The sequence below is a fragment of the Paludibaculum fermentans genome (assembly GCF_015277775.1).
In the GTDB taxonomy this organism is placed as follows: domain Bacteria; phylum Acidobacteriota; class Terriglobia; order Bryobacterales; family Bryobacteraceae; genus Paludibaculum; species Paludibaculum fermentans.
Genome location: NZ_CP063849.1, coordinates 5,470,774 through 5,483,207, shown reverse-complemented (window position 1 = coordinate 5,483,207; position 12,434 = coordinate 5,470,774). Strand labels below are relative to the sequence as shown.

The 12,434-nt window shown below is 62.5% G+C and carries 7 protein-coding genes; 6 read left to right on the top strand and 1 reads right to left on the bottom strand.

What is annotated here, in order from left to right:
- Positions 1–3: 3 nt before the first annotated feature.
- Positions 4–948 carry a GDP-L-fucose synthase family protein gene (locus IRI77_RS21570; protein ID WP_194447083.1) on the bottom strand — a complete coding sequence of 315 codons (945 nt, stop codon included), beginning with the start codon at positions 946–948 and terminating at the stop codon, positions 4–6.
- A 150-nt stretch (positions 949–1,098) separates the two neighbouring features.
- Here IRI77_RS21570 and IRI77_RS21565 point away from each other — a divergent pair, with 150 nt between their 5' ends.
- From IRI77_RS21565 to IRI77_RS21540, 6 genes are all read left to right on the top strand, one after another.
- Positions 1,099–3,159: a glycosyltransferase gene (locus tag IRI77_RS21565; RefSeq protein ID WP_194447082.1), complete on the top strand. Its 2,061-nt coding sequence runs from the start codon at positions 1,099–1,101 to the stop codon at positions 3,157–3,159.
- Complete coding sequence (locus tag IRI77_RS21560; RefSeq protein WP_194447081.1) at positions 3,156–4,262, top strand: glycosyltransferase; 1,107 nt, start codon at positions 3,156–3,158, stop codon at positions 4,260–4,262. The genes IRI77_RS21565 and IRI77_RS21560 overlap by 4 nt, the downstream gene beginning before the upstream one ends.
- Before the next feature lie 21 nt (positions 4,263–4,283).
- Positions 4,284–5,225, top strand: coding sequence for an NAD-dependent epimerase/dehydratase family protein (locus IRI77_RS21555; protein WP_194447080.1), 942 nt, complete (start codon positions 4,284–4,286; stop codon positions 5,223–5,225).
- Between the two features lie 77 nt (positions 5,226–5,302).
- The gene (locus IRI77_RS21550; RefSeq protein WP_194447079.1) at positions 5,303–6,067 is read left to right on the top strand and encodes an ABC transporter permease; all 765 of its coding nucleotides are present in this window, start codon (positions 5,303–5,305) and stop codon (positions 6,065–6,067) included.
- Between the two features lie 56 nt (positions 6,068–6,123).
- The gene (locus tag IRI77_RS21545) at positions 6,124–8,070 is read left to right on the top strand and encodes an ATP-binding cassette domain-containing protein (RefSeq protein ID WP_194447078.1); all 1,947 of its coding nucleotides are present in this window, start codon (positions 6,124–6,126) and stop codon (positions 8,068–8,070) included.
- Between the two features lie 205 nt (positions 8,071–8,275).
- Positions 8,276–12,421, top strand: coding sequence for an RCC1 domain-containing protein (locus IRI77_RS21540; protein ID WP_194447077.1), 4,146 nt, complete (start codon positions 8,276–8,278; stop codon positions 12,419–12,421).
- Positions 12,422–12,434 lie beyond the last annotated feature (13 nt).

Below are 12,434 nucleotides of genomic sequence, written 5' to 3'. Positions count from 1 at the left end.
CGGTCATAGGCGGATTCCGTCCGTGCCGGCCGCGCTGTGTTCGCGGTACCAGGAGATTGTCCGCTGCAGTCCTTCTTCCAGTGGCGTCGGGCAATCCAGTCCCAGCGCCCGCATCCTGCTGACGTCAAAGACCTTAACCATCTGGCCATCCGGCTTGGACGAGTCCCATTCCAGATTGCCGGCGAAATCAGACAGGCGGCAGACGGCTTCGGTCAGCGTCCGGATGGGGGTAGCCACCCCGGAAGACAGGTTCACCGGCTGGCTGGAATCGTAGTTTTCAATGAACCACGGGATCAGCCTGGCGACATCACCCGCGTAGACGAAATCGCGCACCGGCTTGCCGGAGCCCCAGGCGACGATCTGTGGCGCCCCGGCCTCTCGAGCCTCGTGGACGCGCCGCACCAGCGCCGGTACGACATGCGACTCATGCTGCCGGAAGTTGTCGTACTCGCCGTACATGTTACCTGGAATCAGAGGAATAGAGTTAAGGCCGTACTGTTTCCTGTACGACTCGCTGGCCACCACGCCCATCATCTTGGCAGTGGAGTAAGGTGCACTCTCGGGCTGGGGATAGCCCTGCCAGAGTTGGTCTTCGGCGATGGGTGATGCCGCTTTCGCCGGATAGCTGCAGCCCCCAAACGGGTAGACGAGCTTCTGAACGCCGGCCATGGCTGCCTGGTGAAAGACGAGGGCGGTGATGAGGGTATTCCGGTAATAGAAGTCCGCCGGATAGGCACGGTTTGCACCAATGCCGCCCACATAGCCTGCAAGATGCACGACGACGTCCGGTTTGTGCTGCCGGAACATGCTTTCGACCGCGGCGGGTTCCGTAAGATCGAAGTCGGAATGTGTTGTCCCTATGACTTGCACTCCGCTAAAATGAGCACGAAGCGCAAGCATCGTGTGCCGGCCGAGGAATCCCGCACTACCTGTGACAAGTATTCGCATGAGGCTCTGCCGCCACGGAGGGCGGTGGGGTAGCAACAGTTAATTATGATATCATGGACCTCCTTCTCCCGCTGCACTGCGAGCTAGGCGGATGCTCGCGTAGTGTTCAATTGAAAAGGTAAAAAGATCAGTTCAATGTCAAGATTCATATTGATAGACCAATCAATTGTCGATATCGGCGGTCATCATTATGAATACGCGCAGCATGTTCTCTCCGCCGCCCAGGCCGCCGGACACACCCCCGTCCTCGCCGCTCACCGTGAGTTCAAATCCACAGAAGCGCCCTGGAAGGTGTTTCCTGCCTATCGTCTAGGCTTCTGGAAGCGCATGTCGAAGGCGACGCTGGGCGAGCGTCTGGCGAACGCCTACACCGCCCTGTACCATCACTTCTTTGTTTTCAAGACGCGCCTGTTTTTCTCTCAATTGGGCTTTCTTTGGGTTGTCCGGAATAACGCAATTGAGTACCTGCGCTGGCATCCATTTGATTCGGCATTTAAGATCGGTTATGCGGCCGCCCTGGCTGTAATCTTTCTGCCAATCCGGGCGATTTTCCGAATCCTGGCCGCCATCATCCCCTTCCGCGGCTTCTTCCGCCAGATCTGGGATGCCGCCTGGACCAGCGTGACCGGCGCCCTCGGCCTGCTGTTCGAATCCCTCTCCAGCGGGGGTACTCTCCAGGAGTGGCGTTTCCAGCGCCGCAAAGCGCGTTTGTTCGCCGCTGACACGCTGGAACTGCTTCGCGCGCTGAAACCCGAAGAAGGCGACCTGATCTTCATTCCCACTCTCGGCGTCCCGGAAATGATTGGATTGATTGAGGTTTGGGAGAAGTATCCGGAGGCTTTGAAGGCCACCTACCACCTCTTGTTCCGCCGCAATCTCTACGATGGACGCGAGTGGGAATACCCGAACCAGGACGCGCACCTGACCCCGCTCCGCAATGCGTACCTCTCGTTCCGCAGCCGCGCCTCCGCCGCCCGCGTATTCTTCTACACAGATACGGAAGAGCTGACCATCCAGCACGAGCGGGTCTCTTCACTGCCCTTCCACACCTGCCCGATTCCCCACACCGAGTGTCCTTCTGTACGCGTGGCCACACCGGCCAAGCCTTTGCAGCTGGTCTATTTGGGCGATGCTCGTGCTGAAAAGGGGTATCACTTTTTCCCGGCTCTGGTGGAAGATTTGCGGCGCGATTTCATCGCGAAGGGCCGCGTCGAATTCCAGATTCAGTCTAATTACAATATTCCCAAGGGCGAATCCGAGGCGGTGGTCGCCCGCTGCCTGCTGCAGGGCGCGCTCGGCGGCGGCGTCAAGCTGTTTCTGGAGCCTCTGCCCTCTGAGCAATACCGGGCCGTGCTGCGCGAAGCCGACCTGCTGATTCTGCCTTACGACCGTGATAACTACTACGCCCGCAGTTCCGGGGTCCTGATTGAGGCGCTCACCGCCGGCATCCCGGTCGTTGCCCCCGCCGCCTCCTGGCTGGGCCGGCAGTTTGCCGACGGCGTGTATGCCTACCGGAACCAACTCCTCCAGAAGCTGGAAGAGGACGTGGTGCCCATCCGCCGCCACCAACTCTGGCAGCAGCCGGCCACGGGTAAATCCTGGTACCTCGGCGCCAGCCGGGAGATCAGCTTTGGCGGCGGTGACCGCGCCGCGCAGGCCTGGATCAGCGTCCCCGCGGAAGCGACATACCTCTGGGTCAGGATGACCCTCGAGGGCTCCGAGGAGGGGCACGCCGTGCTGGTCAGCACAACCGGTCTCGACCGCGCGGGCCGTAAGTGCGAGGAAGGCTCCGATATTCTGTCCCCCGGCTATGCGAGCTCCCAGATCGTGGCGCTCGTCCCGGTGGGGCCGGATACCACCAAGGTGCTCCTGAACCTGCGCCACGCCTTTGCCGACGTGGAATTGACCGGCACTGACTTTGAAGTCGGCTTTCTCCTGCAGCAGGAAGGGGCTGCGCCGCTCCCCCTGAGCGCAATCGGCGTCGCCTACACGCATGTGGATAAGCTCTCTTCCGCCGTAAGGGAGGTTCTCGCCCACTATGACCACTACAGGAATACGGCCATGGACAACGCCCCCGCCGCTTACGATTTCCACAATGCCGGCCGGCTCGTTTCGATGCTGACGTCCATCGCCGGAGCTCCCCCTGAAGCGCCCCGCGCGGGGCAGGAGCAACGCGGTTCGAAGATCGGCGCCGCGCGGGTGACCGCATGACCCCGACCGGCGGCATCGTTCAGGTCTCCGATATCAGCGTCGGCTCGGGCAATTTCGACTCGCTGTCGCTGCTCCGTTCTCTGGTCGACCTCTACGGCATCCCGGCCACGATTCTGGAGCCCGATCAGCAGGACAAGGCGATCTCCCAGTTGGAAGGCGGGCTGGATGTCGAGCGCATCCCCACCTCCACGCACTTCCGCAGCACCACCGGACGCATCGAGTTCGTCTCCATGGTGGCTGCCCGGATCAATCAACTAAAGCCGCGCATCCTGATCATCCGCTGCTCCTGGAACATCCCTGTTTTGTTCCGCTTGGCGAAGAAGCCGCCGCTCGTGATCTACCACGCGACGGAGTCGACCACCTACTACGGCAACTTCGACCCCGAGTTCAACCGCCATGCCCGCCAGTGGATCGATGTGGTGGTGTTCCCGGAGGAGAACCGGGCCGCCATCGACATTCGCCGCTGCGGGTTCGAGAAGATTCCGGTGGCCCTGGCGTATAACTCGCCCACCCGGTTGGCCGATCTGGAAGATCCCATCCCCCCGGCCGACCGGAACGGCCGCATCTACTACTCGGGTGCGCTCGACGTGAACGCCACCTTCGTCGACTACTACGGGGACTCGCGGATGCAGTTGTTCCCTATCGACATCTATGGCTATATCGGCGGGTCGGAGCCCGAGAGAACCCGGAAAGTGCTCGTGAACGCCGGGGGCCAGATCCGCTACAAGGGCTTTGTCGATACCAAGTACCTGGAAGCCGCCCGGCCGAATTACGCTTATAGCCTGACGATCTGGAAGACCTCCAACGAAAACCAGACCTTCGCCTGTCCGTGCAAGTTCTTCGAATCCATCTCCTCCGGCGTTCCGCCCATCACCGCCCCCCACCCTCAACCGAAACAGGTTGTCGAGCGCTACAAGTGCGGCATCGTCATGAAAGGCTGGGGCTTCCAGGACATGCTGGATGCCTTCACCCGGGCCATGCAGCTGTATGGCACGCCGGAATACGACGAGATGGTCGCGAACTGCAATCTCGCAATGAAAGAAGAGTTGAACTGGGACCGGCAATTCGAGCGGGTGCGCAGGCTGCTGCCCGCCTCGATTTAGCCGCCCGGATGACATCCAACCATGGCTCAAGCAAAAGTACTCATCACTGGCGGCGCGGGCTACATCGGCTCGGTTTTGACGCCGCAACTTCTCAATGCCGGCTTTGCCGTCACGGTGCTCGACAGCTTCCTGTACGGCCAGCCCAGTCTCCTGGAGAACTGCTGGCATCCCGACTTTCAGATCATTCGCGGCGACTGCCGGGATGAACGGGTGCTGCGCGACGCCATCGGTTCCGCCGACATCATCATCGCCCTGGCGGCCCTGGTGGGCGCGCCGGTCTGCGACGCTGACCGCATTGCGGCCCGGACCACCAACCTGGAAGGCATCCAATCGCTGCTGAAGCTGCGGTCCAAGCAGCAATGGATCCTTTATCCCTGCACCAACAGCGGTTACGGAGTTGGAGAAGCATCGAATTACTGTACGGAAGAGTCTCCGCTCAAGCCGATCTCCCAATACGCGAGGGACAAGGTGGAAGCCGAGCGGCAGGTGCTGGATGCCGGCAACGGCGTCTCCCTGCGGTTGGCGACCGTGTTCGGCGTCTCCCCCCGCATGCGCATCGACCTGCTGGTGAACGACTTCGTCCACCGCGCCGTCACCGACCGCTCGCTGGTGATCTTTGAGGGCCACTTCAAGCGGAACTACATCCACATCCGCGATGTGGCGCGCGCCTTCCAACATGTGATGGCGCGCTTCGACGCCATGAAGGAGCAGCCGTATAACGTCGGCCTGAGCGACGCCAATCTGTCCAAGCTCGAGCTGTGCGCGGAGATCAAGAAGCTGATTCCGGGCTTCTCCTATTTGGAGGCGCCCATAGGCGAAGATCCGGACAAGCGTGATTACATCGTTTCGAATGCGAAGATTGAAGCCACTGGCTTCCAGCCGGCGGTCTCGCTGCCGGAGGGTATCAATGAACTCAAAAAGGCATTCACGATCCTCAGAGCCCGGAGATATTCAAATGTCTAGCCCCGCCGGGCCGAGGCGCGGCCGGGTTCCCGGCACCACGAGGCTGACCGGGCCAAAGAGCGGACTCTAGCGGACTTATGTGGCGAGGCGACCTGCTGTATCTCGTCCGGAACCTGGTCCTGAAGGACTTCAAGGTCAGGTATCGCAACATGTCCCTGGGCATGTTGTGGTCCCTGCTGAATCCCCTGGTGATGATGGGGATTCTCACCTTTGTCTTCACCATGATCTTCCCGAACAAGACCGTCGATCATTTCGCGGTCTTTGTCCTGACGGGCATGGTGCCCTACAACTTCTTCAGCCTCGCCTGGGCCACCTCCAGCGCCTCCATCGTGGAAAGCGCCGATTTCATCAAGCGCGTCAATGTGCCGCGCGAGATGATCCCGCTCACGGCTGTGCTCTCGACGGCGCTGAACATGGCTGCGCAGGTGGCTTTGCTCTTCGCCTTGGTCCTGTTCTTTGGCTATGGCGTCAATCGCTACTGGCTCCTGCTGCCGGTGGTCTGGGGCCTGGAGATCGCCTTTGTCTGCGGCCTGGGCCTGATCACGGGAACGCTCGCCGTCTTCATCCGGGATACGCGCTACGTTGTGGAGTCAGTCAACCTAGTCATGTTTTGGCTGGTCCCTATCTTCTACCCGTTTAGCGCAATCCCCCCGCAACTCCAGCCTTTGTATCAGTACAACCCGGTGGCTGCGCTGGTGCTTGCTTCCCGGAATATCCTTTTAGAGGGCGTGGCTCCGTCCGGTGAGCTGCTGCTGAAACTTGCCCTGGTCTCATTCGGCACTTTAGCCGTCGGGTCGTTCACCTTCCGGCATTGGAAACGTCAGTTCTACGACTACCTGTAACCGCTGTGACTACTTCACCCATTGTCACCGTCCGAAACGTCTCCAAGAGCTTTGTCATGCACAAGCCCCGGCGGCTATTGCGCAGTCACCTCAAGGAGTTGATGACGCGGCATCGGCCGGAGCGCTTTCAGGCGCTGCGGGATGTCTCGTTCGAAGTGAACCCCGGCGAAAGCGTCGCCATCATCGGCCGCAATGGCGCGGGCAAAAGTACCCTGCTCGGCCTCGTCGCCGGCCTGGTCGATCCCGACTCCGGGCAGATCATTGTCAACGGCCGCGGTGCCGCCCTGCTACAGCTCGGTTCCGGTTTCCATTCCGACCTGACCGGGATAGAAAACATCCACCTGAACGCCTCCGTCCTGGGTGTCTCCCGCCAGCGGACCGAAGAGCTGATGGACGAAATCATCGAGTTCTCGGGAATCGGCGATTTTGTGCACGAGCCTGTCCGGTCATACTCGTCGGGCATGGTGATGCGTCTGGCCTTCTCCGTCGCCGTCTGTGTCGACCCGGACTTCCTCATCATCGACGAGGTTCTTGCCGTGGGCGACCGCGCCTTCCAGGACAAATGTGTCGAACGCATCTACAAGCTGCACCAGGCCGGCAAGACGATACTGTGCGTCTCCCACGCCGCCGCGACGGTTCGGGAGCTGTGCCAGCGCGCGATCTGGCTGGACGAGGGCGTACTGCGCATGGATGGCCCCATCGAAGAGGTCATTGCCGCCTACGAATCCGGTCTCAACCTGAGAGCCGTTCACCTCAACGATCCCGCACCGGATCCGGAACTGGTTGCGCCGCCCGTGGAGGCTGGCGAAATCGAGGAGCCCGCCGTCGAGGAACCTGCCGTCGAAGAGCCCACCCCCGTCGAGGAGCCGGCTCCGGAGCCGCCGCCCGTCGCGGACCCTGAACCAGCCCCCCCGCCCATCCAGGAGCCTGAACCCCCGCCCGCCCCCATCGAGGAGCCCGAGCCGGAACCCATATTAGAAGCTGCCCTACCCAGCGAGGAGCCCGCGCCCGAAGGGGAAGCGTCCGTCGGAGAGTCGGGCGAATTGGCTGAGATCGGTGAGCCTCCCGCCGAGGAGATTGCACCCTATGTACCGCCGGGTCCCCCTTGCGAGGAGGAGTTGGCCTACATCAAAGCGTTGGTATTGGAGCATTATTGCTTCGTCGATTACCAGAATCGTACGTTGATGCCGCAAACCAATGTGCCGGCGCTGATTGTCCCAATCGACTACGAAGAAGTCGTGCCCCGGGAAAAGGGCCGCGACCCTTACGCCGCCATCACCTCACTGCTCGAGACCAGGATCTGGGCGTATGAGGAGCTCCACACCCGGCTCGAGCCGTTCCTGGAACTGCCTGACGTAGCCGACGAATTGGCCGATCCCACCGACGAGGTCTCGCCGTTCTGGAAGAACATCTTCTTTACCGGGATGGACGCGCGCGCCGCCTACGCGCTGATACGGGCCTACGTGCCGGGCCGCATTGTCGAGATCGGCAGCGGGAACAGCACCCGGTTCCTGCGCAAGGCGATTCGCGACGGGAAGCTCAAGACGCAGATCACCTGCATCGACCCGTCCCCCCGGTTGTCCATCAAAGCCGTGGCCGACGAGGTGCGCGAGGAGAGCCTGATCGCCACGCCGCTGGAGTATTTCGCCAGCCTGCAGCCGGGCGACTTCGTCTTCTTCGACGGCAGCCATATCTGCTTCCACGACTCCGACGTCACGCACTTCTTCCTGCGCGTCATGCCCATGCTGCCCAAGGGCGTGCTGGTGCACGTTCACGATATCTATTTGCCTGAAGAGTACCCCGAGCATTTTGACATTCGTTACTACAACGAACAGTATATGCTGGCCGCTTTTCTGCTCTGGAATTCCAGTTGGAAGCCGTTTTTGCCAGTTCATTTTCTGCACGGCCGGGGGATTTTGAACGCGGACGGCTGCTCGTTCTGGCTGATGAATGGCCATCTCACGGAACCTGAGCCGGTGCGCCGCCGGAGCCGCGTCCGCTGACGCGGTATTTCGCCATTTCTGCCACGGCGAAAGCCGGATCATTCTGAATTCACTCCGTATTGTTTAGGCGGAATACTGTGCCGTACTGGTAAGGCCCTCAATTGACAGGCCCGGGCACAGCGATTAACCTTATACTGATTGCCTGGGGGAGGTGTGCCTACCCTCAGAGCGGTTCTTGAGTGTGCGGGGCGGAGGAGAAGTCAGATTGATCAAACACAAATCACTACTGTTCAGGGGTTTACCCACAGCCGGAGGCATCGTCGCGACCGTATTCACACTGGCTGCGCTATCAGTGCAGGCGTCAGGTGCGGAACGGATTCAGATTCTACAGGAAAATACGGGGCAGAACGCCCAGTACTCGTTTCGTTCCATCGGGACAGTCGCCGGGGCGCGGAACCTGGCGGTGCCCGAAACCGGCGGTCATATCCTGGTTCGAACCGTGGACGGGGCGGTTTGGTCCTGGGGTAGCAACGCCCAGGGACAACTAGGAACTGGAGATCTTCAACAGCGCAATACATGGAGTCAGGTGGCCGGCGTTTCCGGCGTCACCGCTGTCGCGGCGGGTGCCCAGCACTCCCTGGCTTTGCAGCAGGATGGAACAATTTTGGCGTGGGGAGCGAACACGGAAGGCCAGCTCGGCAGCGGCACCCTGGCGAATCGCGCTGTCCCCGGGGTTGTCCCCGGGTTGACGAACGTCCGCATGATCGCCGCCGGCCAGCTCTTCTCCATCGCGCTACGCGCCGATGGCACGGTCTGGGCCTTCGGTTCGAACTGGAACGGCATTGTCCCCGGCGAGTCGCGCAAGCTGATCTCTTCACCCATGCAGGTGAAGGGACTCTCCGGCATCGAGGCCGTGGCCGTGTACGGAAACCTTGGTTACGCCCGTGACGCGCAGGGCCAAGTTTGGGCTTGGGGTACTGACGGCCGGTCTGAATCCTCCTCCGCTCGCATCCTGGGCGGCGACGAACTGACGAAGAGCTCCGCTGAGCTGAAGCGCCGGTTCCAGCAGGAAGATCCGAGCCCCCTGGTGGACGCCAAATGGTTGGGCAACTCGCTCACGTCGCGGTCAGTGACCGCCGTGAACAGCACCTTGACCCTCATCCAGGACGGGACGAACAGCGAATATCAGTTTGATGGCGTCGTACTCGATGCCAAAGCCGGTTGGGCCGTGGCGGTCATCTCCGCCGATGCGGCCTCGATTGAATCCCAGAACGCCACCGCCTCGGCCATCAGGGCCAACCGGGCGCTGGCTGCGAACGGTACTACGCTGGCCGCGGTATCGGCCGCCAGTGGTCCTCTCAAGGCAATTGGTGCGAACACCGGCACACTCCGCGGCTACGCCAACCACAGCATCTCGCTGAAGGCCGACGGCTCGGTCAGCGCCTGGGGTGAGAATCAGTATGGACAGTTGGGTGACGGAACCGTCCACGCCCGCCTGGACCCCACCTGCGTTGCCATCACTGGCGTCATTTCGGTCGCCACTGGCTCCAATCACAGTGTGGCCGTCAGATCGGATCAAACGGTCTGGACATGGGGCGACGACGGACAGGGCCAGTTGGGCAACGGCGCCTCGATCAATACCAGCCGCAGCGTGCCGATTATGGTGCCCGGCTTGACTGGCGTCATTGCAGTCGCCGCGGGCCAGTATCACACCCTGGCGCTGAAGAACGACGGCACCGTCTGGGCCTGGGGCTTCAACGGCGCGGGCCAGTTGGGTGACGGCTCGACCACCACGCGGCAGAGCCCGGTACAGGTCTCCGGACTCACCGGCATCACGGCAATCGCCGCCGGCGACTCCCACAGCTTGGCGCGCAAGAGCGACGGCACGGTCTACGCCTGGGGCCTCAATACGGTTGGCCAGCTGGGCGACGGCACCACTACTTCCCGCCTCACGCCGAAAGCCATTCTCAGCTTCGTGGCGGAAACCGTCGCAGCGGGCAGCTTCCACAGCATTGCGGTGAAGCTCGATGGTTCAGTCTGGGCCTGGGGTGCGAACAATCACGGCCAGTTGGGCGACAACACTTTGGTCGCCAAGTCTGCTCCCGTGCGCTCCGGCACGCTGACCGGCGCGACGGAAATCGCCGGTGGAGGCTATCACACGATTGCCATCAAGTCCGACGGTACCGCCTGGACTTGGGGCTACAGCGTCTACGGCGCTCTCGGACAGGGCAATTTCTCTGACGCTCTGGTTCCGACGGCCGTCAGCGGCGTAACCACGGCGGTTGCCGCCGGCGCCGGCGCCTTCCACAGCCTGATCCGCCTCTCGGACGGCAGCGTCATCACCGCTGGCGACAACGAACGCGGCGAACTGGGCCGCGGCAGCGCGACTCCCTACTTCAACACCTTCGCCGTGACGGCGGCGGAAACACCCTGCTTCTACCCGGCGCCGACGCCCAGCACGCTGGGGCAACGCCTGGCGGCGGCCCAGGATCACTCCCTGGTGCTGTATAACGATGGGACCCTCTGGGGCAGTGGCGGCAATGCGAACGGCGAACTCGGCGATGGCACCACCACCGACCGCCCCACGCCGGTGCAGGTCCCCGGGTTGACCAACATCCTCGGCGTAGCGGCGGGCTGGTCACATACCCTTGTGGTTCTGAAGGACGGAACGGTCCGCAGCTTCGGCCTCAACTCGACCGGCCAGTTGGGTGATGGTTCCTCCACCACCCGCCTGTCGCCAGTCACCGTCACCGGCTTGACCGGCGTGACGCGGGTTGCCGGCGGCAAGGATCACAGCTTGGCCCGCAAGAGCGACGGTACGGTTTGGGCCTGGGGCGCGAACACAAATGGTGCGATCGGAGACAACACTCAGTCCACCCGCCTCGCGCCTGTCCAGGTCACCGGCCTCACCAGCATGGTTTCCGTGGCCGCCGGCGACGGCTTCAGCCTTGCGCTGAAGTCCGACGGTACGGTTTGGTCCTGGGGTAACAACACCAGCGGACAGCTGGGCGACGGCACCCTGACCAGGAAACTGACGCCCGTCCAGGTCCCCGGACTCGCGGGCATTATCGCCATCGCAGCCGGCGCTTCCCACGGACTGGCGCTGAGAAGCGATGGAACCGTTTGGGGCTGGGGTCTCAACACTTCCGGCCAGGTTGGAGACGGCACGAGCAGCAACCGGGTCACCCTCTCCCGCGCGGACGGGCTGACCGGGGTTGTGGCTATCTCGGCCGGCAACGCTCACAGTCTGGCACTGAAGGCGGATGGCTCCGTTTGGGCCTGGGGCTTGAACACCAGCGGCCAATTGGGCGACACCACCAACACCACTCGCTTTGTCCCCACGATGACCGTCGGCATGTACGGCGGCCTGGCCATCGCGGCCGGCGGCACGCACAGCATCGGCTGGAAGACGGACGGCTTCGTCCGCGGCTGGGGCAGCAACTCGTTCGGCCAGTTCGGCATCGCTTCCCCGGCCACCAGCACCTCTGGCGTCCAGGGTCTGCTGCAGCCTGGCATCCTTCTGCCGGTCACCACCATGTCGGTCTCGCCCGAAACCGGCTCCGGCGGCGTTCAGACGTTCAATGGCGTCTACCGGACCGTCAACGGCTACTCCACCCTCCAATGGGTTCAGATGCTCTTCGCCGTCGCAACCGACGGTGGCGGCCAGTCGTTCTGCTTCCTGCACTACGACGTCCAGGGCAACGGGCTCTGGCTCTATGGCGACGGCGGCTTCTTCGTCGGTCCAATCGCGCCCGGCGCCGCCTCGCAAGTCCTGCAGAACACCCTCTGCGCCGTGAACACCTCGGCCTCCACGGTAGCGGGTAACGGCACCACCCTCACGGTCAGCCCCAACGTCATCTTCAAGACGGCGGGCGCCCGCAACGTCTACCTCCGCACCCAGGACCAGTTCTTCTTCGATACCGGCTGGGTGCAGCAGGGCATCTGGAGCACGGTGGCCACGCCGCCGGCCACGCCCACGGTCAACCCGAATTCCGGCAGCGGTGCAAGTCAGACCTTTGTCCTGACCTACCCCGATCCTCCCGGCTTCTTCGGCGCTCCGTTTGGCTGGGTGCAGTTCCTGGTCGCCAGCGCCACCGATGGCGGCGGACAGCCGTTCTGCTTCGTCCATTACGATCGCGCCGGCAACGGCCTCTGGATGTACTCAGGCGACGTTGGGTTCTTCCTTGGGCCCATCACCCCTGGAGTGGCCTCGAACGCCCTCGACAGCACGGCGTGCTCGGTCAATCCGGCCGGCACCACCGTCCAGAACAACTCCGGCAACCTGATCGTCTCCGTTCCGGTCACGATGAAGGCGCCCATGAGCGGTGCGAAGAAGCTGTTCGAACGCACCCTGGATGTCCTGCGGCGTGATACCGGTTGGGTTCAGACCGGTACCTGGAACATCCCATAAACGGGTCCATCCA

Excerpts from the sequence above, each read along its gene's own strand:
- IRI77_RS21570 (WP_194447083.1), bottom strand. The coding sequence starts at position 948 with ATGCGAATACTTGTCACAGGTAGTGCGGGATTCCTCGGCCGGCACACG.
- IRI77_RS21560 (WP_194447081.1), top strand. The coding sequence starts at position 3,156 with ATGACCCCGACCGGCGGCATCGTTCAGGTCTCCGATATCAGCGTCGGC.
- IRI77_RS21555 (WP_194447080.1), top strand. The coding sequence starts at position 4,284 with ATGGCTCAAGCAAAAGTACTCATCACTGGCGGCGCGGGCTACATCGGC.
- IRI77_RS21550 (WP_194447079.1), top strand. The coding sequence starts at position 5,303 with ATGTGGCGAGGCGACCTGCTGTATCTCGTCCGGAACCTGGTCCTGAAG.
- IRI77_RS21545 (WP_194447078.1), top strand. The coding sequence starts at position 6,124 with ATGCACAAGCCCCGGCGGCTATTGCGCAGTCACCTCAAGGAGTTGATG.